The organism is Streptomyces sp. LMG1-1-1.1 (assembly GCF_040815545.1).
Lineage (GTDB): Bacteria > Actinomycetota > Actinomycetes > Streptomycetales > Streptomycetaceae > Streptomyces.
Genome location: NZ_JBFPNH010000013.1, coordinates 189167 through 210252, shown reverse-complemented (window position 1 = coordinate 210252; position 21086 = coordinate 189167). Strand labels below are relative to the sequence as shown.

Genomic DNA, 21086 nt, shown 5'->3' with positions numbered 1-21086 from the left:
TGGCCATCCACCCCGGCTGGTTCGACCGCTCACCCTGCGGCACCGGCACCAGCGCCCGCATGGCCCAACTCCACGCCCGCGGCGAACTCCCCCTCGACACCGACTTCGTCAACGAGTCCTTCATCGGCACCGAGTTCACCGGCCGCATCACCGCCGAAACCCAGGTCGGCGACCAGCCCGCCATCATCCCCACCGTCACCGGACGCGCCTGGATCACCGGCACCGCACAGTACTTCCTCGACCCGCACGATCCCTTCCCCGCGGGGTTCCTGCTCTGACCTCGGGTGGGTTTCTGCTCCGACGCCGGGAGGGTTCCCGTTCTGACCTCGGGCGGAGAAACGTGACATTGTACGATGCTCCTCCGTGACTTCTCGGAGGACGCACGATGGGTGACCTGAAACAGTACGGTCTCGTCAGGGCGCAGGAACGGCTCCGCGACCAGGTCGGGCACGCCCTCCGCGCGGCCCTGATCGCCGGTGAACTGCGCCCCGGCCAGGTCTATTCGGCCCCCGGGCTCGCGGGTGACCTCGGCGTCTCCGCGACCCCGGTCCGCGAGGCCATGCTCGACCTGGCCCGGGAGGGCCTCGTCGAGCCCGTCCGAAACAAGGGGTTCCGTATCACCGAGGTCAGTGAGCGGGACCTCGACCAGTACACCGAACTGCGCACCCTCATCGAGGTCCCCACGGTCGGCCGCATCGCGGAGACGGCCGACCGGGAACAGCTGGAGGCACTCCGCCCGATCGCCGAGGAGATCGTCTCCCGCGCCCGGAGCCACGACCTCATCGGCTATCTGGAGGCGGACCGCCGCTTCCACCTCGCGCTGCTCGCCCTCTCCGGCAACGAACGGCTCGTGGAGACCGTGGGGGACCTCCGCAAGCGCTCCCGGCTCTACGGGCTGACGGGCCTGGACGAGGCGGGCAAGCTGGTCTCCTCCGCCGAGGAGCACCTCGAACTCCTCGACCTGATGATCGCCGGCGACGCGCGCGGAGCCGAGGACTGCATGCGCCGCCACCTCGGCCACGTCCGCTCGGTCTGGGCCGACGCGGCCGACGAACCGGCCGTCCGGAAGGCGCTCGGCCGGGCCGCCGCCACTACGGCGGAGTAGCCCCAACTCGGCGTCCTGCAAGGTGAATCGAGACATCTGGACAGCGTCGGCCGCATCTATATGCTGTGGCCATGCTTTCCGCCTCCCCGACGCCCGCGAACGCCGCCGGCGCCGCCTTCGTGCCCCCTCCCGCGACCGCAGGCCGGCTGGCGAACGTCGGGTCGTCGCCGGTACGCGAGATCCTCGCGCTCACCGCGCGGCCCGAGGTGATCTCCTTCGCCGGGGGCCTGCCCGCCCCCGAACTGTTCGACGTCCCGGGGATCCGGGCGGCGTACGACCGGGTCCTGGCGGAGAACGCGCAGCACGCGCTCCAGTACTCGACCACCGAGGGCGACCCCGAGCTGCGGACGGCCGTCGCCGCCCGGCTCACCGCCCGCGGGCTGGCCACGGACCCCGACGACCTGCTCGTCACCACCGGTTCGCAGCAGGCCCTCACGCTCCTCAACACCGCCCTCGTCGAGCCGGGCGCCGTCGTCCTCGTCGAGGACCCCTGCTACCTCGCGGCCCTGCAGACCTTCGGCTTCGCCGGCGCCCGGATCGTCCCCGTGCCCACCGACGACCAGGGCATCGTCCCGGCCGCACTGGACGAGATCGCGGCACGCGAGAAGCCCACCCTCCTCTACGTCATCCCCACCTTCCAGAACCCCACGGGCCGCACGCTGCCCGGCGAGCGCCGCACCGCCGTCGCCGAGGCCGCCGCGCGGCACGGGTTCTGGATCGTCGAGGACGACCCGTACGGCGAGCTGCGCTTCGAGGGCGAGCACGTGCCCTGGATCGCCGCCGACCCCGCGGCCGCCGACCGTACCGTCCTCCTCGGCTCGTTCTCCAAGGTCATGGCACCCGGCCTCCGGCTCGGCTACCTCCGCGCCCCCGCCGGGCTGCGCCGCGCCTGCGTGATCGCCAAGCAGGCCGCCGACCTGCACACCTCGACCATCGACCAGGCCGCCGCGGCCCGCTATCTGCGCGACAGCGATCTCGACGCGCACGTCGCCGTCATGCGCGCCGCCTACCGGGAGCGACGGGACGCGATGCTCGAAGGCCTCCCGGCCGCACTGCCCGAGGGCGCCCGCTGGAACCGGCCCGAGGGCGGCATGTTCGTCTGGGCGACCCTGCCCGAGGGGTACGACGCCACCGCCCTCCTGAAGACCGCCATCGGTCACGAGGTGGCGTACGTGCCGGGCGCCCCGTTCTTCAGCGGCGAGCCGGACCCGGGCTCCCTGCGCCTCTCGTTCACGACCCACTCGCCGGACGAGATCAGGGACGGGCTGCGCAGGCTCGCCAAGAGCTTCACCTGACGGAGTCCCCCGGGTTCCCGGGGTGCTTCGGGGGAACCGCCCCTCCGTCGTGGCGTGGGCCGACCGGGTGACTTCGGGTCCGCGCAGGCCACGGCCCGGTCACGACCTCGTGTCGTTGTTGGGCCGAACGGGTGAGGGGCGGGAGGATGTGTCCATGAGTAGGTACGAGAGGTACGACGTCACCGACGAGCAGTGGGAGGGCCTGGCGCAGGTCGTGCCCCTGCGAGGACGTGACGAATGGCCGTCCAGGGTAGATCACCGCACGATCCCCGAGCAGTACGAGTCCGCCGAGCAGCGCCGCATGGTGGTGCTCCGGGTACAGGTGTTCGCCGACGCCCGTGAGGTCGCCGAGTACCTCATCGCCCAGATCCCGGTGCTCCTCGATCTGACGAGCGCCGACACCGAGGTCGCGAAGCGGATCCTCGACTTCAGCAGCGGTGTCGTCTTCGGGCTCGGCAGCGGCATGCACCGCGTCGACCGGAACGTCTTCCTCCTCGCCCCGGCAGGCACCGAGGTGGAGGGTTCGGAGGGCGAGGACGAGGAGGGTGTCGTGGGCGGCCGGACCGCCGGTGTCCCCCGATCGTAGGAAGGTCATCTCGCCGTAACGGTTCGTCACGGAAGGGCCTGCGTACGGTCCGGTCATGGACCTCACCGGCGGCGCCACGCTCGCCAGCACGTCAGACGCACGCCTCTCCGTCCCCGCAGCGCGCGGGCCGATCGGCGGTGCGGCCGGGGCCGGGCGGCCCGCCGCCCGGCCCGCCGTCACCGAGCTGCGCCTGTCGGCGTTCGCCGGTCACCGCGGAGCCGCGCACCCGCTCGGCCCGGTCACCCTCTTCGCCGGTCCCAGCGGCAGCGGGAAGTCGACCACCCTGCGGGCGTACGAGGCGTTGGCCAGGCTCGGCGCGGGCGACCCGCTCGACGAGGTGTTCCCCGACGCCGCCGACTGCGTCCCCGAGCGGGCCCGGCCCGACGCCCAGGGCCGCCGCGGCTTCCGGATCGGGTGCACGGTCGACGGACCGGCCGGCCCCGTCCGCCTGGACCTCGCCGTCCAGGCGGAACCCCGGCTGCGGATCGTCGGCGAACGGCTCACCGGCCGCGGCCGCACCCTCCTCGCCACCGCCCTGCGGGACCCGGGCCGCAGAACCGTCCAGGCCGAATGGCACACCGCCGGAGCCACCCCCGTCACCCGCGCCCCGCTCCCCGACGACCTCCTCGGAACGGCCCTCCTGCCGCTGCGCGTGGCGGGCAAGACGGCGGGGCAGCTGGACGTCCTGGCCGCCGCCGAACAGGTGGTCATCGGGCTGAGGTCCGCCTTCGCCTGCGATCCGCGGCCCGAGCGGATGCGAGCGCCCGTACCCCCGGGCGAGGGGCGGCTCCGGCGCGGCTGCGGCAACCTCGCCGAGGTCCTGCACCGCACCCACACCGACTGCCCCCGCCGCCACCTCCGCCTCGCGGCCGTCGCGGGAGCGGGCTGCGCGGGACCCGTCACCGGCCTCGGGGTGCAGGAGCTCCCGGAGGGGACGGTACGGGCGTTCCTGGAGCGGGGCGGCAGGCCCGCGACCCCGCTCGGTCGGCTCGGCGACGGCGAACTCCGCTATCTGGCACTTGCGCTCACCCTCCTCACCGGGCCCGGCGTGCTGGCGATGGACCGGCTCGCCGAGGTGCCCGACGCCATGCAGAGCCTCACCCTGCTCGCCGACGGCCTGGACCGCGGCCTCGACGGCCGCCAGCTGGGCGAGCTCCTCCGGCTCGCGGTGGGCATCTCCGCCGACGGGCACATCAGGGTCGCCGGGACGGTCGGGGAGCGAGCGGCGGGGGAGGCGCGGCGGACACCCGGGGTGACGGTGGTAGACCTGACCGGATGACGAACAACCTTGACGTGGCGGGACTGCAGCGCAGGCTGGCCGAGTTCGCCGCCGCCCGCGACTGGCAGCCGTACCACACGCCCAAGAACCTGGTGGCGGCGCTCAGCGTGGAGGCGGCCGAACTCCTGGAGATCTTCCAGTGGTTGACGCCCGAGCAGGCGGAGCGGGTGATGGACGACCCCGAGTCGGCGCACCGCGTCGCCGACGAGGTGGCGGACGTGCTCGCCTATCTCCTCCAGTTCTGCGAGGTGCTCGGAGTCGACCCCCTGGCCGCCCTCGCGGCCAAGATCGACCGCAACGAGGTCCGCTTTCCCGCCCGACGGCGGTCCGGGGGCAGCGAGGAAGGGGTCGCGGACGGCGGTGGGGACGGGGAAGGAGGCGCGGACGGCGACAAGGGCTAGCAAGGGTCGCGGACGGCGGCGAGGGCGGGGAAAGGGGCGCGGACGGCGGCTGAGGAGGTGATGCGGACGGAGATCGTCACTCTTCGGAGTGATCGGCTTTTCCCCGTCGAGCCACCTGTCCACAGATTTCCGAATTCCCCTGGTGTAGAGGCTCAGGCAGCCTCACTCTGGGTAATGGAATGAGTGGGCAGTAAGTCGTACGAACGGGGGCTGCGTTGATGGACGCGGAGCGACTCATCACACTCGGCCGGCGCGCGCTGGCGGAGAGCGGAACGGCACAGAACATCGTGGCGGAGGCCTGGCAGGCCCAGGCGCTCGCCCAGGCGATAGGAAGTCATCTCGCGCTCTGCGGGCCGATGGAACTGCGGGGCGACGCGCGGGGGCTGAGCGAGATCGGGGAGTACCCGGTGTGGGGGGCGGGCGGGCCCCGGGCGGCCCACCTGACCGAAGTCGGCGACCCGCGCGGGGCGTTGACCGCGCTGGGCGCACTGCTCGGGGAAGTGGGGATCGCGCTCGTCGGGGTGGCCTGCGCCACCGACGAGGAGGGGCTCTACTGGCAGTGCATCGAGGCCATCGACGCCGCCGACGAGTCGAGCGACCGGGTGCGGGGGATGCTCCGGCGCCTCGCCGTACGGGACGGGGAGCGGGCCCGCCCGCCCGACCCCGCCCGCGGGCGCGCGGGCCCCGGGCGGGGCCCGACGTGAACGGCACCCGGCGAGCCGCCGGGAGCGTAAGGGCGGCAGCGGGTCTAGAGGAGCGGCCGGGCGTCGCCGGGGCGGTCGGTGCCGGCGCGGTCGCGGCGATGGTCGTCCGGCTGCCCGTGATCGCCCGGCGTGCGGCGCTCGGGACGATCCTGGCGTTCGTGCCGGTGGGGCTCGTGCGGGTCGGGCTCGTGGCGGTGGGGCTCGTGCCGGTCGGGCTCGTGGCGGTGGGGCTCGTGGCGGTGGGGTTCGTGCCGGTGGTGTTCCTGCTGGTCGGGCTCGATCCGATGGTGTTCCTGCTGGTCGGGCTCGAGTCGGTCGGCCGAGGACTGGAGGTCGGCGTCCAGCTGGGAGAGGTCGGCGGAGAGGGCCGCCATGAGCTCCTCCATCTGCTGGAGCAGACCCTTGGGGGCGCCGGTGGCCTTCTGCTCGGGTACGGACTGCGGCACCGGCTGCTCGGGAACGGCCCGCTCCGGCGCGGCTTCCTGGGACATGGCGGCCTCCTCGACCGGGACCCCACCGCCGAGGACGGGGCCACGAGAGAGAGCGACGCACCGGCAGCGGCCGCCGGCACGAGGGCCGGGCGGTCCGGCTCCGCCCGAGCCAACGACAGGCGCCCGGCCCCGGTCACTGGCCAGGGCGGACGCGGCCCGCCAGGGGGCCGGATATTCACCCGACCGTGCCGGTGCGGACAGCGGGCTGACGGAGAGGTTGACAGGCACCCGACGGTGCAGGATGGAGGTATGGATCTTCGCATCTTCACGGAACCCCAGCAGGGGGCCGACTACGACACCCTCCTCAGGGTGGCCCGGGCCACCGAGGACCTCGGCTTCGACGCCTTCTTCCGCTCCGACCACTATCTGAGCATGGGGTCCGCCGACGGACTCCCCGGCCCGACGGACGCCTGGATCACCCTGGCGGGCCTGGCCCGGGAGACCAAGCGGATCCGGCTGGGCACCCTGATGACGGCCGGCACCTTCCGGCTCCCGGGAGTCCTCGCCATCCAGGTCGCCCAGGTCGACCGGATGTCCGGCGGACGGGTCGAACTGGGCCTGGGAGCGGGCTGGTTCGCGGAGGAGCACACGGCGTACGGCATTCCGTTCCCGAAGGAGAGGTTCGGCCGGCTGGAGGAGCAGCTGGCGATCGTGACCGGGCTGTGGGGGACCGAGGTCGGGAAGACGTTCGACTACGAGGGGAAGTACTACCGGCTCACCGACTCGCCCGCGCTGCCCAAGCCCGCGCAGGACAGGATCCCGGTGCTCATCGGCGGGCACGGCGCGAGCCGCACGCCGCGACTGGCCGCGCGGTACGCGGACGAGTTCAACATCCCGTTCGCGTCCCTGGAGGAGACCGAGCTCCAGTTCGGCCGGGTCCGGGCCGCCGCGGAGGCGGCCGGGCGGGCGCCGGGCGACCTGGTGTACTCCAACGCGCTGGTCGTCTGCGTCGGCAAGGACGACGCCGAGGTGGCCCGCCGCGCCGCCGCCATCGGGCGGGACGTCGACGAGCTCAAGGCGAACGGCCTCGCGGGCTCGCCCGCCGAGGTCGTCGACAAGCTCGGGCGGTACGCGGCGATCGGCTCCTCACGGGTCTACCTCCAGGTCCTCGACCTGGACGACCTGGACCACCTGGAGCTGATCTCCGCGCAGGTCCAGGGGCAGCTGGGATGACGGGGCGGGCGACCCGATGAAGCCGGTCCGCACGCTCGCCGAAGCCCTCCGGACGGGGGTGGTCGTCCTCGACGGCGGTCTCTCCAACCAGCTGGAGGCGCAGGGCTGCGACCTCTCGGACGAGCTCTGGTCCGCGCGGCTCCTCGCCGACGGCCCCGAGCAGATCGAGGCGGCGCACGCGGCGTACGTCCGGGCCGGCGCCCGGGTGCTCATCACCTCCAGCTACCAGGCCACCTTCGAGGGCTTCGCCCGGCGGGGCCTGGGCCGGGAGGCGGCGGTGGGGCTGATGGGCCGGAGCGTGGAGCTCGCGCGGGCCGCGGCGGAGCGGATCGGGGAGGAGGTCTGGGTCGCCGCGTCCGTCGGGCCCTACGGGGCGATGCTCGCGGACGGCAGCGAGTACCGGGGACGGTACGGGCTGTCGGTGCGGGAGCTGGAGGCGTTCCACCGGCCGCGGATCGAGGCGCTCGCGGCGGCGGAGCCGGACGTGCTGGCACTGGAGACGGTCCCGGACGCGGACGAGGCGGAGGCGCTGCTGCGGGCGGCCGAGGGGTCGGGGACGCCGGTGTGGCTCTCGTACACGGTCGAGGGCGGGCGGACCAGGGCCGGACAGGATCTGGCGGAGGCGTTCGCGGTCGCCGCCGGGAACGACCAGGTCGTGGCGGTCGGCGTCAACTGCTGCGACCCGGCCGGGGTGGCGGACGCCGTGGAGCTCGCCGCGGCCGTGACCGGCGGGCCGGTCGTGGCCTACCCCAACAGCGGGGAGCGGTGGGACGCCCGGGCGCGCGACTGGCGGGGCGACCTCGCCTTCGACCCGGCGGCGGCCGGAGCCTGGGCCGCGGCCGGCGCCCGGCTCGTCGGCGGCTGCTGCCGTGTGGGGCCGGCCACGATCACGGCCGTCGCGGCGGCCCTGTCCGGCGACCGGCCGAGCTGAGGCGCGGCACGGCGCCGGCGCATGGAAAATGCCTGGTCGGCGGGGGGACGGGCGAACATACTCGGAAGTGTGTTCCTGACGATCAGCACAACCGGCAACCAGGAGCGCCCCGCGACCGATCTCGGCTTTCTGCTGCACAAGCATCCCGAGCGGGCGCAGGCGTTCTCGACTTCGCACGGCACGGCGCACGTCCTCTACCCCGAGGCGAGCGCCGAGCGGTGCACGGCTGCACTTCTCCTGGAGGTGGACCCCGTGGCGCTGGTGCGCCGCGGCAAGGGCAAGGGCCGGGGCGGCGCCCCGGACTCCGCGCTCGCGCAGTACGTGAACGACCGGCCCTACGCGGCGTCCTCGCTGCTCGCCGTCGCGCTCGCCAAGGTCTTCAAGACGGCGCTGCACGGCGTCTGCCAGGCGATGCCCGAGCGGGCCGCCGCGCCGCTGCCGCTGCGCGTCGAGGTCCCCGCGCTCCCCGCGCGGGGCGGCGCGGGCCTGGTGCGGGCGCTGTTCGAGCCGCTGGGCTGGGAGACGGTGGAGGCCGAGCCGGTGGCCCTGGACGCGGAGTTCCCCGAGTGGGGCGACTCCCGGTACGTGCGGCTGGTCCTCGAGGGCGAGCTGCGGCTCGCGGACGCCCTCAACCACCTGTACGTGCTGCTGCCCGTCCTCGACGACGCCAAGCACTACTGGGTCGCGCCCGACGAGGTGGACAAGCTGCTGCGCGCCGGTGACGGCTGGCTGGCCGGACACCCCGAGCGGCAGTTGATCACCGCCCGGTACCTCTCCCGTCGCTGGGGCCTGGCCCGCGAGGCGGCGGAGCGGCTCGAACTGGTGCGGCTCGCCGAGGCCGAGGGCGTCGACGTCGACGAGGTCGACAACGCCGTCGACGAGACGACCGACACGGAGGAGCGGCCGGTGCCGCTCGCCGAGCGGCGCCGCGAGGCGATCCTCGCCGCGCTCGACGCCGCCGGAGCGGCCCGCGTACTCGATCTCGGCTGCGGCCAGGGGCAGTTGGTGCAGGCCCTGCTCAAGGACGCCCGTTACACCGAGATCGTCGGCGTCGACGTGTCCGTCCGCGCCCTGACCGTCGCCACGCGCCGCCTCCGGCTCGACCGGATGGGCGAGCGGCAGGCCGCCCGGGTGAAGCTGGTGCAGGGCTCGCTCGCGTACACCGACAAGCGGCTGACCGGCTACGACGCGGCCGTGCTCAGCGAGGTCATCGAGCACCTCGACCTGCCGAGGCTGCCGGCCCTCGCGTACGCGGTGTTCGGCTCGGCGCGCCCCCGCACGGTCCTGGTGACCACGCCGAACGTCGAGTACAACGTGCGCTGGGAGTCGCTCCCGGCCGGGCACGTCCGGCACGGCGACCACCGTTTCGAATGGACCCGCGAGGAGTTCCGGGGCTGGGCGGCCGAGGTGGCCAGGACGTACGGGTACGGCGTCGGGTTCACCCCCGTCGGCCCCGACGACCCCGAGGTCGGCCCGCCCACCCAGATGGCCGTCTTCACCCGCGACGACGACCCCCGGCCTCCCGACGCCACCCCGACCGCCGAGACCTCGGCCGTCGACACCCAGGCCCGTGACCCCCAGGCCCATGACGCCCAGGCCCGTGACACCCAGTCCCATGACACCCCGGCGGACGGCACCCCGACCGGCGAGACCTCGAAGGAGGCCACGGCATGACCCGTACCCTGCCCGTCACCGACCTGTCCCTCGTCGTGCTCGTCGGCGCCACGGGTTCCGGCAAGTCCACCTTCGCCCGGCGCCACTTCAAGCCGACGGAGGTTGTCTCGTCCGACTTCTGCCGGGGCCTCGTCGCCGACGACGAGAACGACCAGTCCGCGAGCAAGGACGCCTTCGACGTCCTCCACTACATCGTGGGCAAGCGCCTGGAGGCGGGACGGCTGACCGTCGTCGACGCCACCAACGTGCAGCAGGAGCCCCGGCGCCAGCTCGTCCAGCTGGCCAGGGCCCACGACGTGCTGCCGATCGCGATCGTCCTCGACCTGCCCGAGGAGGTGTGCCGCAGCCGCAACGCCGGGCGCCCCGACCGGGCGGACATGCCCGCGCACGTCATCCAGCGGCACCGCCGCGAGCTGCGCCGCTCGCTGCGCGGCCTGGAGCGCGAGGGCTTCCGCAAGGTCCACGTCCTGCGTTCCGTCGAGGAGGTGGAGGACGCCGGGATCGTCCTGGAGCGCCGCTTCAACGACCTGCGCCACCTCACCGGCCCCTTCGACGTCATCGGAGACGTCCACGGCTGCCGCTCCGAACTGGAGACCCTGCTCGCGAAGCTGGGCTACGTCGACGGCCACCACCCCGAGGGGCGGACGGCGGTCTTCGTCGGCGACCTCGTCGACCGGGGACCCGACTCGCCGGGCGTCCTGCGCCGCGTGATGGCCATGGTCGCCTCGGGCGACGCGCTGTGCGTGCCCGGGAACCACGAGAACAAGCTCGGCCGCTGGCTGAAGGGCCGGAAGGTGCAGGAGACGCACGGACTGGCCGAGACCATCGAGCAGCTGGCGGGCGAGAGCGACGCGTTCCGCGCCGAGGTCGCGGAGTTCATCGACGGGCTCGTCAGCCACTACGTCCTCGACGGCGGCAACCTCGTCGTCTGCCACGCGGGCCTGCCGGAGAAGTACCACGGCCGCACGTCGGGCCGGGTCCGTGCGCACGCGCTGTACGGGGACACCACCGGTGAGACCGACGAGTTCGGGCTGCCGGTGCGCTACCCGTGGGCGGAGGAGTACCGCGGCCGCGCCACCGTCGTGTACGGGCACACGCCGGTGCCGAACACCTCCTGGGTCAACAACACGATCTGCCTCGACACCGGGGCCGTCTTCGGTGGCAGGATGACCGCGCTGCGCTGGCCGGAGCGCGAGCTCGTCGACGTACCGGCCGAGCGGGTCTGGTACGAGCCCGCCCGGCCGCTCGCGACCGAGGCACCCGGCGGGCACCAGGGACGCCCCCTGGACCTGGCCGACGTGCACGGCCGCCGGATCGTGGAGACCCGGCACCTCGGCAACGTCGCGGTGCGCGAGGAGAACGCGGCGGCGGCCCTGGAGGTCATGAGCCGCTTCGCCGTCGACCCCCGGCTGCTCGCCTACCTGCCGCCGACGATGGCGCCGACCGCTACCTCGCGCACCGAGGGGTACCTGGAGCACCCGGCGGAGGCCTTCGCCCAGTACCGGGCGGACGGGGTCGAGCGGGTCGTGTGCGAGGAGAAGCACATGGGCTCCCGGGCGGTGGCCCTGGTCTGCCGCGACGAGGAGGCGGCCCGCGAGCGCTTCGGCGTCACCGGGGTGAGCGGCGCGCTGCACACCCGTACCGGACGGCCGTTCTTCGACGACGAGGCCGTCACCGAGGAGGTGCTCGGCCGGTTGCGGACCGCGATCGGCGCCGCCGGGCTCTGGGAGGAGCTCGACACGGACTGGCTGCTGCTCGACGGCGAGCTGATGCCGTGGTCGCTCAAGTCGGCCGGGCTGCTGCGCGCGCAGTACGCGGCGGTCGGCGCGGCCTCCGGCGCCGTGTTCCCCGGGGCGGTCGACGCCCTGGAGCGGGCGGTGGGGCGCGGGGTCGAGGGGATCGACGGGCTCCTCGCCCGGCAGCGGGAACGGGCCGTGGACGCGGCGGCGTTCACGGAGGCGTACCGCAGGTACTGCTGGCCGACCGAGGGGCTGGACGGGGTCCGTTTCGCCCCGTTCCAGCTCCTGGCGGCGCGCGGCCGCTCGCTCGCCGCCGTCCCGCACGACACGCAGCTCGCCTGGCTCGACCGACTGGCGGAGCACGACCCGACCGGGCTGCTCCAGGTCACCCGCAGGCTCGTCGTCGACACCGGCGACGAGGCCTCGGTCCGCGCCGGCACCGACTGGTGGCTCGATCTGACCGGCGCCGGCGGCGAGGGCATGGTCGTCAAGCCGCTGTCGGCGCTCGTCCGCGACGCCAAGGGCCGTCTCGGACAGCCGGGCGTCAAGGTGCGCGGCCGGGAGTACCTGCGGATCATCTACGGCCCCGAGTACACCCGGCCGGAGAACCTGGAGCGGCTGCGGCAGCGCTTCCTCGGCCACAAGCGGTCGCTGGCGCTGCGCGAGTACGCCCTCGGCCTGGAGGCGCTCGACCGGCTCGCGGACGGGGAACCGCTCTGGCGGGTCCACGAAGCCGTCTTCGCGGTCCTCGCCCTGGAGTCGGAGCCGGTCGACCCGAGGCTCTGACGTGTTCGGCGACGGGGGGCGCAGGGACGCCGGGAACGGCGCTCCCCTGCGCCCCTCGTGCTCGTTGACGCGTTTCTTCCGCACCCTCTAGCGTTCTTCACCCCATCACGTGACACAGCGTCAACTCTGTGACAGAGATGGTCACATGAGGTGGGAACAAGCGCACGAAAAGAGCCGGACGACCACCGGCGGACGGCCTTCCCCGGAAGGCCGGCGGACGGTACGGGGGGTGAGCGGGCCATGAGTCTCTTCGGCCAGGACCGCTCCTTCCTCCACGCCCTGCCCGCGGCCGACCGGCGGACGCTGCTCGCCGAGGGCGCCCGGCGCGTCTACGAACCGGGGGAGGTGATGATCCGCGAGCGCGACACCAGCGCCTACGTCCTCGCGCTGCTCTCCGGCTGGTCCGTCGTCTCCGTCGGCACCGAGCGCGGCGCCCGGCTCATCCTCGCCCTGCGCGGCGCCGGCGAGGTCGTCGGCGACCTCGCCGCCGTCGACCTGCGCCCGCGCAGCGCCAGCGTCACCGCGCTCGGCACCGTCGAGGCGGTGGCCGTCTCGGGCGACCGGTTCCGGCGCTTCCTCGCCGCCCGTCCCCACGCCACCGCGCTGATCATGCGGCAGCTCGCCACCCGGCTCCGCAGCGCCGACGTCGAACGCCGGGCGCTCGCCTCCGAGACCGTCCTCCAGCGCCTCGCGGCCCGGCTCGTCGAACTGGCCGAGCGCGCGGGCCGGCGCGCGGACGCCGGAACCGTACTCGAACTCCCGCTGCCCCAGCACGACCTGGCCGCCGCCATCGGAGCCACCCGGGAGGCGGTGGCCAAGGCGCTGCGCCTGCTGCGGGAGCAGGACGTCGTCCGCACCGCGCACCGCACCGTCGTCGTCATCGACATGCGGGTCCTCGTGCTGCTCGCCGAGGGGCGTGCGCGCCCCGGCGCGGAACGGGCGGACGAATCTCCGCCGGATGTGTAAACGGCTACATCGCCGGTCGCGGAACGCGACCACTCTGGACATGCGCCACCGACACCGAACCGAACCGAAACGGCACCACAGGACCGAGGCGGCACGAACGGAAGCGGCACCACGGCATCGAGCGGCACCAGGCATCACACAGGGAGTCCGAGTGAGCAGTGCGGGAGCGAGCGGGGTAGCGGGCGGGATCCACCGGTTCGTCGTCTTCGGCGACATCGTGGGTTCCGGGGCCATGGGCATGGCCGAGAAGGAGCTGCACCGCGCCGCGATGTACACCGCTTTCGACGAGGCGTACAGCTCCGTGGGCGTCGAGCCCGGCACCTTCCACCAGGAGGACCGGGGCGACGGCATCCTCGCCGCCCTGCGCCCCGACGTGCCGCCGACGCTCATGGTCGGGCGGTGGATCGACACCCTCTACGAGAGCCTGCGGGAGCACAACACCGGCCGGGACCGGCGGCTGCGGATGCGGATCGGCATGAACGCGGGCCTCGTCGTCCAGGACCGGCACGGGCTCGTCGGGCGGGCGGTGGACCTCGCCGCCAGGCTCTGCGACAGCCCCCCGGCCAAGCGGCTCATGACCGAGGCGCCCGAGGTCGACCTGCTCGTCGTGGTCTCCGACTGGCTGTACGCGAACGTGGTCGCCCTCGGCGGCCGTTACGTGGAGCCGGACCACTACCGGCAGGTCCGCGTCCGGTCCAAGGAGACCGACGAGGCCGCCTGGTTCCACGTGCCGCGCAGGACCGCGCCGCCGCTGGCCGGCGCCGAGGGGGAGGGGGAGCCGGCGCCCGCGGGGGAGCGGGCGCCGGCGGGGGGTTCACGGACCGGCGTTGGGCCGTCGCGGGGGGACGGCCCAACGCCCCGGAACGGCGTCGGGAACCGTACGTACACCGTCGGGGGCGACCTGGTCGACGTCCACGGCAACACGATCCACGGCGACTTCACCGCGATCGACAAGTCGGCGAGGGCGGGTGAGGCGGAGTGAGCGACCAGGACGACGGCGAGTCCCGGAACGAGCCCCAGGACGCCGGCCGCCCCGCCGACGACCGGGCGGGCGGGCACGAACGGGGCTCCGACCGGGGCGCGGACCGGGGTGGCGGCAGGAGCGGCGACCGGGGGGCCGGCCGAGGGGCGGACCGCGGGGGCGGCCGGGGGGACCGGGAAGGCGACCGGGCCGAACGGGGGGACGGGAGCGGCGACCAGCCGCGCGAGCCCAGCGTCTTCGCGTCCGCCGACCGCGGCCCCCTCGGCGCCGAGAGCGGCACCGGCGGCGCCGCCACCGCACGCCGGGCCGTCCGCACCCTGACCGGCGGCCCCGGCGACCGGCACACGACCATCCACGGCGACGGCACCATCTACGAGGGCCCCCAGGTCCTCGCCCTGTACGGCCCCGACCGCGCCCCGCACTTCGTCCAGGGGCCCGTCCCGCCCGAGACGCTCGCCCACCTCGGCCGGGTGTACTGCGAGACCACCGGCTACCAGCGGATGAAGGACCGGCTCCGCGACCACCGGGTGCTCGTCCTGTGCGGCGAACCCGGAAGCGGCCGCCAGGCCACCGCACTCGCCCTCCTCGACGAACTCACCCACGGGAAGGTCTTCCGCCTCGACCCGCGCCACGGCGTGGACGAGATCACCGAAGAGGCCGTCGAGGACGGCGGCGGCCACCTCCTCGAGCTGCTCACCGAGGACCTCGGGGCCGAGAGCGAGCCCCGGCGCGCCCGCTCGGGCCCCGGCGACCGGTCCGCCGGCGCGCCCCGGCCCGCCGCCCGCCTCTCCGAACTTCACCTGGACCGCTTCGGCGACCTGCTGCGCGGCCGGAACGCCTTCGGCGTCGTCCTCGTCGAGAACGGCGAGCTCGCCGACCGGCTCCTGCGCGGCCGTTACGGGGCCTACTGCGCCCCGCCACCCGCCGACGAGGTCCTCCACCGCCATCTGCGGCTCCAGCTGAACGGCGAGGCCCTCGAAGCCGCGCGGGTCCTCGCCCGACGCCCCGACGTGGTCGACGCCCTCGGTCTGGAGGCGCTGCGCCCGCGCGAGGCGGCCCGGCTCGCCGACCACCTCGGCCGCCACTGGCGCGGCGAACTCAGCGACGGGCAACTCCTCGCGGACTGCGCCACGTTCGTGACCGCACAGGCCAGGGAGTGGTTCGCGGGCGCCGACCGCCCCGGCACCCTCCCCGAGGCCCTGCCGGCCCTGAACGCGGGAGCCTTCCGCATCGCCGTCGCCGTCTTCGACGGCTCCGCCTACAGCCTGGCCGCCGAGGCCGCCGAACTCCTCGCCTGGGAACTCGCCGTCACCCTCGACCCCGAACACGCCCCAGGGCGAAGGCTGTTCGGGACGCACGCCGAACACCGGCCGGTGCTCGCCCGGGCGGTCCTCGAAGACGGCGAACTGGACCTCGGCCCGGCCAAGGTGCCGGTGCGGGCCGTCCGCTTCCAGGGCGGCGGGCTCGCCGGCGCCGTCCTCGGCGAGGTCTGGCACGGCTACCACAACGTCCGCGGCCCGATGGCCCGTTGGCTGCGCTCGCTCTGCGACGACCCGCGCTCCGAGGTGTGGGTGCGGGCCTCCATCGCCGCGGGCGTGCTGTGCTCCTGGGACTGGATCCACGGCTACCGCGAGCTGATCGCGCCCCTCGCCGCGACGGACGAACCCGTCGCCCGGATGGCCGCCGCGACCGCGCTCGCCGAGTCCGCCCGCGACCCGCGCGTCCGCCCGGCCGTCGCCGACGTACTCAAGGAATGGGCGGCCTCCGACGAGGACACGCTCGTCGGGACCGCCCTGCTCGCCCACGGCTACGTCCTGGCCGCCGGGGACGTGCCCGGCTCGCTCGACGCCCTCGCCCGGGTCGTCAGGGCCCGCGAGGCGGGCGACACCGACGTCCTCGTGTACGCCGCCTTCAGCGCCGCCCGGCTGCTCGCGTCCGGCGAACCCGAACCCGTGCTGCTCCGGCTGCGCCAATGGCTCGACGACGGCCGCATCGGCCTCGCCAACCTGGTCCTCCTCACCGTCATCCGCGCACTGAGTACCCGGACCACGCACCTGTGGGGACTGCGGGACGTGCCCGAACTCGACCCGCACGCGGCACGGCCGCTGCTCGTCGCGCTCCTCGCCACCCGGCCCGGTCTCGCGCCCGAGCTGGCGCGGCTGCTGCGGCACACCCTCGCCACGGCGCGCTCCGGCGAGGTGGCCCTCGAAGCGTTCGGCGGCCTGCTCCGGCGGGCCGCGAAGGACCCGGAGGCGCTCCGCCTCGTCTGCGGCTTCCTCCCGCTCCTCGCGGTGGACCGCCGCGACCGCGACCGCCTCCGGGGGTTGCTGAACGAACTCGTCCGGGACCGCGACCGGCCCCTGGACCGACGCGCGGCGCGGCGGATGTGGGACGCCGTCACGGAAGGAGCCAACCGATGACCGGGCCCGAGCAGAACGGGAACGCACGGCCGGACGACCGGGCGCGCCGGGACGGGCGGGACCCCGGCGGACACGGCCCGGACGGCCGGGGACCGGACCGCCAGGGCCCCGACGGGCGGGCGCGGCAGCGGTACGACGCCGGCGCCCCCCAGGAGAGGGCGCAGGCCCGTCCGCAGGGCCGCGAGCGGGAGCCGTGGAACGCGGACGCGTCGGGACGGCCGCGCGGCCCGCTGCTGCGGGAGTACGCGCCCCCGTACCGTCGCCGGAGCGGCCGGATCGCCGCCGTGCTGCTCTACCGCAACGGCGGACACCGCGTGGTCTGGCCGGACCGCAAGGAGGACGTCAACAAGCCCCTGATCGGCTCTCCGTACACCGTCTTCGAGGTGCAACTCGGAAGGAACGTAACGGAGTTCAGCCTCCAGCTGCCGGCGTCGGGCGACGGCGTGTTCTTCGACGCCGTCGCCCGGATCCAGTGGATGGTGACCGACCCGCACCTCGTCGTCCGCGAACAGGTCGAGGACGTCGCCGAGCTGCTGCACGACGAACTGCTCGACGGACTGCGCCGGCTGTCCCGGAGGTTCCGGATCACCGACGCGCAGCGCGCCGACGAGGCGGTGCGCGACGCGCTGAGCACCGGCCGTCTCAGCTTCGGCAGGGACATCGGGCTGCAGACCAGGGTCCACGTCTTCATCGACCTGGAGGAGTCGGTCAAGGCCGAGGTCCAGCGGCGGGACCGGATCGACATCACCATGGAGGCCGACGCGCGCGAGGCCGAGGCGGTGCGCCGCAAGGACGCCGCCGAGCGGCAGCTCATCGCCGACCGCGCCCGCGAGATCGAGGCCCTCTTCCGGCGCGGCGACCTGGCCCAGATCGCCCACCACATGGCGGCCCACCCCGACAAGCAGTGGGAGATCCGCAACCAGCTCCAGCAGGAGCGCCGCCAGGGCCAGGAGGACTACCTCGCCGTCTTCACCCAGCTCCTGGACACCGGGGTCCTCGAACGCCACGACATCGGCGAGCAGATGTACCAGGTGCTCATGTACCTGCGCTCGCAGACCGGCACCATCGTCGGCGGCATCACGGACCGGGTCCTCAACCCCGCCGGCACCGCCGGTCCGCGGTCCCCGCGCGCCATCGAGGAAGGGCACCCCGAACCCGGCCGCCCAGACTGGGACGACGACGCCCCGGGCGGGTCGGGGCACCGCGAGCGGCGGGACCCCCCTCCCGCCCCCCGGGTCTACGAGCCGACCCGCGTCGAGTCCGGCTCGGACCGGGAGCGCGACCAGCGCGACCGGAGGGGCGAGCGGGGGGAACCGGGTGAGCCGGGCGAGCAGGGCGACCGGGAATGGGACCGCGGCCACGACCGGTACGAGCGCTACGACCGGTACGACCGCGACGATCCGTACGACCGCGAGCGCCCCGACCGGGAACGGCGCACCTCCCGGCCCACCCGCCCCGCCCGGCCAAGCGCCGACTTCGACGACTGGGACGACGCGTGACGACCCCGGCCGGCGCCCCGGACCACACGCCGGTGCCGGGCGGAGCCCCGGACCGTATCCCGACCACCCCTCCGACACCCGCGGCCGCACCTCCACCAGCAACCGCACCCCTGCCCGCATCCACCCCGCCCGAAGAGCTCCGCTTCATGGCCGAGCGGCTGCTCGCCACCGTCCGTGAGGACATCGGACGGGCCGACACGAAGGCCGCGATCCTGCTCTCCGGAGCGCTCGCCTTCCTCGCGGTGGTCTTCTCCGGGGACCGGGGACCGCTCCCCGAGGCCGGCGTGGGGCTCGCGTTCCTGCTGGTGGCAGGGGTGCTGTGGACGGCGGGGGTGCTGATGCTCGTCTCGGTGGTGCTGCCCAGGACCCGGATCGGGGCGGACCGCACGCTGCTGCGCGAGCTGACGGCCGGCCCGTCGGAGCCGGTGCTGCGGGAGCGGCTCACCGCGTCGGGGGCGGACGCGACCGGCTGGCTCCTCGAACAGGCCAGCGTGCACGGGCTCGTGCTCGCGGCGAAGTACCGGTGGCTGCGCCTGGGCGTGTGCGCGCTCGCGCTCGGCGCCCTCCTGGCCCTCTTCAGCGAACTGTGGTGAGACAGAAGATGCAGTGGACCAACAAGGGGAGCGCCCTGCTCCTCGCCGGGGCGCTCCTCGCGCTCTCCCCGTTCACGGCGGTCCCCGCCTGGGGAGCCGGCGCGACCGCGGGTGCCCTCCGTGCGGCGCGGTCGGCCGCCGAGCCCTCCGACGGCCCCGAGCCGATCGACTTCGCCGTCGTCGTCGACCAGTCGAAGAGCCTGGCGGACAAGGACCTGGCCCGGGAGACCGAGGCGGCCGCGCTGTTGAGCCAGGGCGAGATATCGGAGCGCTCCCGGGCCGCGGTGATCGGCTTCGGCAGCTCGGAGAAGCCCGGCCAGTCGCCCGTACGCGAGGTGTGCCCGCTCATCGTCGCCGACGCGGCCGGCCGTGAGCGGCTCAGCGACTGCGTGCAGCTGCTGGGCCGCCGTGACGAGAAGCGGATGGGCCCGGGCACCGATTTCCCGGCGGCGATCCGCCAGGCCGTCACCCGTCTGACGCAGGGCGGCGATCAGGCCGGGGCGAAGACGCCGGCCGTCCCCAAGGTCGTGTTCCTGCTCACCGACGGCAAGTTGGACGTCGCGGACAGCCCCGAGTACGGCACCGACCGCGACAGCCGCCAGGCCAACGGGCAGCGGCGGCTCACCGAGGAGCTCGCCCGGGCCCGGGCCGCCGGCGTGCAGATCTGGCCGCTCGGGTTCGGCAGCGCCATCGACCGGTCCGCGCTCACCGCGATGGCCGACGGCGGCTATCGGGGCGCCTGCTCCGAGGTCCCCGGCTCCGCCCCGCGCATGCGGGTCGTCGGCACGTCCGCCGAGATCGACACGGCGCTCCAGGAGACCTTCGCGGCCGCCCGCTGCGCCCGGATCGCGCACGGGACCGCGGGGAAGCCGCCCGCCGACCTGACCGTCACCATCCCGCCGATCGCGACCGACGGGTCCCTCACGGTCTCCAAGCACGACCCCAAGGTGCGGGTGACGTACTACGACCCGGCGGGCCGCAAGGTGCCCGCCCGGGGCGAGTTCGACGGTTCGCTGTTCGAGGTGAGCGGGCAGGACGGCCCGGTCGAGGCGCTGCGCGTGAAGAACCCGCTGCCCGGCCGCTGGCGCGTGCACATCGAGGCGCCGGAGGGCCACCGCGACCGCGAGGTCGCCGTCCGCGCCATCTGGCAGGGCCGCCTCCGCTCCGACGTCACCCTCGACCCGGCGTCGCCCCGCGCCGGCGAGGAGGTCACCGTGCAGGCCCGGATGCAGACCAGGCGCGGGGTCGTCATCTCCGACCCCCGACAGCTCGCGGGGCTCGCCGTCACCGCCGAGATGAGCGGCGCGGGCTTCCGACCCGTCACGTTCCGGCTCGCCGACGACGGCCGGGCGCCCGACCGCAAGGCCGGCGACGTCCGCTTCACCGGCCGCCTCACCGTCCCCGCGGGCGCGACCGGCGAGCTGAAGTTCGTCACCCGCATGGCCGCCCCCGGCATCACCTCCGACCTGCGCCCGCTGTACGCCCGGGTCGCCGAGGGGCCGCGGCCCGTGATCGCCGGGCTCGCCGTCGACCAGGCCACCGTGTACCCCGGGGGCACCGTCCGCGGCACCCTCGACGTCACCAACGAGGACTCCGCGCCGCACACCCTGCGCCTCGCCCTGAAGGACGTGACGCCCGGCGCCGAGCTCGCCCTCGCCCCGACGACCGTCACGGCGCCGCCGGGCGGGAGCACCAGGGTCCCCTTCACGGTCACCGTCGGCGGCTCCACGCCGCTCGGCGAACTGGGCGGTCAGGTCACGGTCGTGGACACCGACGGCGACGTCGCCCTCGACTCCGACTACCTGGACGCCCGGGTCGTGGCGCCGCCCACCTGGTGGGATCGCTGGTGGAAGGAGGTGGCCGGCGGCGCCGGTGTGCTGCTGCTCCTCGCCGCCTTCGCCGGCATCCGGCTCGCCGCCCGGCGCCGCCGCCGCGACCTCACCGGCCTCACCCTCGAACTCGGCCACGAGGGGAGGAACCTCTACTCGCTGCCGATCCGGCGCGGCCAGAGCCCCGGCGGCGTCTTCGCCTTCACCGTCGACGAGCCGTACGGCGCCCCGCCCACCCTCCGCCGGATCCGCGGCGGCACCACCTCCGCCTCCCACGTCCTGCGCCGCACCGGCGGCGGCGACCTCCTCCTCCGCCCCCGCGGCGGCCCCCAGGTCCCCGTCAGGACGGGCGAGCCGATCGCCCTCGGCGACCACGAACTCGTCGTCCGCGGCGGGCACGCGGAACCGCGCCGGACCCGCGACCTCCCGCGGTCCCGCCGCTCCGGGCGCCCCCGCGGGCCCGGCACCGGAGCGGGACCCGGCGGCGGCCCGGGACGGCGCAGGGGTACGGACGCGGGCACGGGCCCCGGACCCGGCGGCGGTACGGGAGCGGCCACCGGCTTCGACCCCGGCGCCGGATCCGGCGAGGCCGCACCCGGCGCGGGCGCGTACGACGAGAACTTCTGAACGGGT

At 74.7% G+C, this 21086-nt stretch carries 18 protein-coding genes; 17 read left to right on the top strand and 1 reads right to left on the bottom strand.

The window, feature by feature from the left end:
* The 7 genes from MRBLMG1_RS05645 to MRBLMG1_RS05615 all read left to right on the top strand — a co-directional run.
* The coding region (locus MRBLMG1_RS05645; RefSeq protein ID WP_367821321.1) for a proline racemase family protein at nt 1–278 on the top strand (278 nt) is incomplete at its 5' end.
* A 107-nt stretch (nt 279–385) separates the two neighbouring features.
* Entirely contained in the window at nt 386–1105 is a 720-nt protein-coding gene (locus tag MRBLMG1_RS05640) for a GntR family transcriptional regulator (protein WP_367821319.1), read from the top strand.
* A gap of 71 nt (nt 1106–1176) precedes the next feature.
* Nucleotides 1177–2400, top strand: a complete 1224-nt coding sequence (locus tag MRBLMG1_RS05635) for a PLP-dependent aminotransferase family protein (protein WP_367821317.1) — start codon at nt 1177–1179, stop codon at nt 2398–2400.
* 154 nt (nt 2401–2554) lie between these two features.
* The gene (locus MRBLMG1_RS05630) at nt 2555–2986 is read left to right on the top strand and encodes a cell division protein SepF (protein WP_073906529.1); all 432 of its coding nucleotides are present in this window, start codon (nt 2555–2557) and stop codon (nt 2984–2986) included.
* A gap of 55 nt (nt 2987–3041) precedes the next feature.
* On the top strand, nt 3042–4265 hold the full coding sequence (locus MRBLMG1_RS05625; protein ID WP_367821316.1) for an ATP-binding protein: 1224 nt from the start codon (nt 3042–3044) through the stop codon (nt 4263–4265).
* Nucleotides 4262–4666, top strand: coding sequence for a nucleotide pyrophosphohydrolase (locus MRBLMG1_RS05620; protein ID WP_367821314.1), 405 nt, complete (start codon nt 4262–4264; stop codon nt 4664–4666). Before MRBLMG1_RS05625 ends, MRBLMG1_RS05620 begins: the two co-directional genes overlap by 4 nt.
* Nucleotides 4667–4884: 218 nt before the next feature.
* Nucleotides 4885–5370, top strand: coding sequence for a DUF6099 family protein (locus tag MRBLMG1_RS05615; protein ID WP_367821312.1), 486 nt, complete (start codon nt 4885–4887; stop codon nt 5368–5370).
* A 44-nt stretch (nt 5371–5414) separates the two neighbouring features.
* Here the strand turns inward: MRBLMG1_RS05615 and MRBLMG1_RS05610 are convergent, their stop codons facing one another.
* Nucleotides 5415–5861, bottom strand: coding sequence for a hypothetical protein (locus MRBLMG1_RS05610; protein ID WP_367821340.1), 447 nt, complete (start codon nt 5859–5861; stop codon nt 5415–5417).
* Nucleotides 5862–6110: 249 nt separating this feature from the next.
* On the opposite strand from MRBLMG1_RS05610, the gene MRBLMG1_RS05605 reads away from it, so the two are divergent.
* From MRBLMG1_RS05605 to MRBLMG1_RS05560, 10 genes are all read left to right on the top strand, one after another.
* A complete protein-coding gene (locus MRBLMG1_RS05605; protein WP_367821310.1) occupies nt 6111–7034 on the top strand; it encodes an LLM class F420-dependent oxidoreductase in 924 nt (307 codons plus the stop codon).
* Between the two features lie 16 nt (nt 7035–7050).
* On the top strand, nt 7051–7965 hold the full coding sequence (mmuM, locus tag MRBLMG1_RS05600; RefSeq protein WP_367821308.1) for a homocysteine S-methyltransferase: 915 nt from the start codon (nt 7051–7053) through the stop codon (nt 7963–7965).
* Between the two features lie 69 nt (nt 7966–8034).
* Complete coding sequence (locus MRBLMG1_RS05595) at nt 8035–9639, top strand: 3' terminal RNA ribose 2'-O-methyltransferase Hen1 (protein WP_367821306.1); 1605 nt, start codon at nt 8035–8037, stop codon at nt 9637–9639.
* Nucleotides 9636–12164 (top strand): polynucleotide kinase-phosphatase, encoded by a 2529-nt coding sequence (locus tag MRBLMG1_RS05590; RefSeq protein WP_367821304.1) that lies wholly within the window; start codon nt 9636–9638, stop codon nt 12162–12164. The genes MRBLMG1_RS05595 and MRBLMG1_RS05590 overlap by 4 nt, the downstream gene beginning before the upstream one ends.
* A gap of 240 nt (nt 12165–12404) precedes the next feature.
* Complete coding sequence (locus MRBLMG1_RS05585) at nt 12405–13130, top strand: Crp/Fnr family transcriptional regulator (RefSeq protein WP_367821302.1); 726 nt, start codon at nt 12405–12407, stop codon at nt 13128–13130.
* Nucleotides 13131–13281: 151 nt separating this feature from the next.
* A complete protein-coding gene (locus MRBLMG1_RS05580; RefSeq protein ID WP_367821301.1) occupies nt 13282–14112 on the top strand; it encodes a hypothetical protein in 831 nt (276 codons plus the stop codon).
* A complete protein-coding gene (locus MRBLMG1_RS05575) occupies nt 14109–16532 on the top strand; it encodes a hypothetical protein (RefSeq protein WP_367821299.1) in 2424 nt (807 codons plus the stop codon). Before MRBLMG1_RS05580 ends, MRBLMG1_RS05575 begins: the two co-directional genes overlap by 4 nt.
* Complete coding sequence (locus MRBLMG1_RS05570; protein WP_367821298.1) at nt 16529–18031, top strand: hypothetical protein; 1503 nt, start codon at nt 16529–16531, stop codon at nt 18029–18031. The genes MRBLMG1_RS05575 and MRBLMG1_RS05570 overlap by 4 nt, the downstream gene beginning before the upstream one ends.
* A gap of 146 nt (nt 18032–18177) precedes the next feature.
* Entirely contained in the window at nt 18178–18624 is a 447-nt protein-coding gene (locus MRBLMG1_RS05565) for a Pycsar system effector family protein (protein WP_367821296.1), read from the top strand.
* Nucleotides 18621–21080, top strand: coding sequence for a VWA domain-containing protein (locus MRBLMG1_RS05560; RefSeq protein WP_367821294.1), 2460 nt, complete (start codon nt 18621–18623; stop codon nt 21078–21080). The genes MRBLMG1_RS05565 and MRBLMG1_RS05560 overlap by 4 nt, the downstream gene beginning before the upstream one ends.
* The last annotated feature ends 6 nt before the right edge of the window (nt 21081–21086 follow it).